The sequence below is a fragment of the Streptomyces sp. NPDC002130 genome (assembly GCF_040296465.1).
Lineage (GTDB): Bacteria > Actinomycetota > Actinomycetes > Streptomycetales > Streptomycetaceae > Streptomyces.
On sequence record NZ_JBEOXI010001307.1, the window covers coordinates 1 to 1012 of the forward strand.

At 61.4% G+C, this 1012-nt stretch carries 2 protein-coding genes; one reads left to right on the forward strand and one right to left on the reverse strand.

What is annotated here, in order from left to right; translation table 11 throughout:
• Window positions 1-277: DUF4193 family protein (locus tag ABT116_RS50505; RefSeq protein ID WP_351648625.1), on the reverse strand; the 277-nt coding region annotated here is incomplete at its 3' end.
• A 434-nt stretch (window positions 278-711) separates the two neighbouring features.
• Between ABT116_RS50505 and ABT116_RS50510 the strand changes: the two genes are divergently transcribed.
• The gene (locus ABT116_RS50510; protein WP_351648629.1) at window positions 712-981 is read left to right on the forward strand and encodes a LytR C-terminal domain-containing protein; all 270 of its coding nucleotides are present in this window, start codon (window positions 712-714) and stop codon (window positions 979-981) included.
• Window positions 982-1012: the final 31 nt, after the last annotated feature.

A 1012-nucleotide genomic window follows, 5' to 3' on the forward strand; every position in this document is an offset into this window, starting at 1 on the left:
AGAGTTCCTCGCCGGAAAGGTCGGCACCCGGCAGCTCGAAGGACTCCGCGGTGTCCGTCTCGTCGATGTCGACGACGGCTGACTGCGCTTCGTTGCGTCGCGCCTTCAGCTCCTCGAGCGAGTCCTCCGAAACCTCGTCGGACTCTGTACGCCTCGGTGCGTCGTAGTCAGTTGCCATCTCGTCTACCCCATCCTCTTCGTGTATCCCGGTCCCGTGTGCGCCGAGAATCCGGTAGATCCTTGATGCGCATGGAAACCGCCGTGGCATCCAGATCATTCCCTGTCGCTGCATAACGCTGCAGGACTGGAATTAGTGCCCGGAAGTTCCTTCCAAGAACGTGATCTGCGCCTCATTTGGTTGTCATTTCGGCGTCCTGCCGATGCCCAGTTGAACGACCTGGGCCGCCAGACAGTAGCCGACGTGAGCACGAAAGTAGTAACCGAATCGGAAATTTCCGAAAAATGACTGCGAATTGTCACCAAGGCAAGAGCAAGCTGTGACCTTTCGGCGATGTTTTCGGGCCGAATCCGGGTAGAAACAGGCCGGTAATCGGCCAACTGGCGGTGGGCGATCGACAGCAGTTCGACGCGTCGAGCCTCGCTTCGGCTGTGTCGTCACACATGCCCTCTAAGGTAGGCACCGAACGTCATGCCGGCACCGCTCGGCCCGATGGCGAAGTAGAAGTTTCGTCAAGAAAGTCGAGGGATACCGTGGTTTCTCTGATCACCGAAGGCAGCTCTACCGATGACCAGGGACGTCCGTTCCGCCGTCGGCGCGCGTGGCCGGTGATCGCCGTGTTCGCGGTACTCGCATTGATCGGCAGTGTGTTGTGGGTTCGCATCCTGAGCGCCGAGGCCGAAGTCAGTGACACCGTGGCCTGCAACCTCCCGCAGCCTTCCTCCGATCCGTCGGCAGCGGCGCCACTGCCGTTGGGAACCGTCGTCGACCGGTCGAAGCTGCTCGACGACGCTGGCGGCTGACCACACCGCTGTGGCGGCTGGTGCGGTGGCC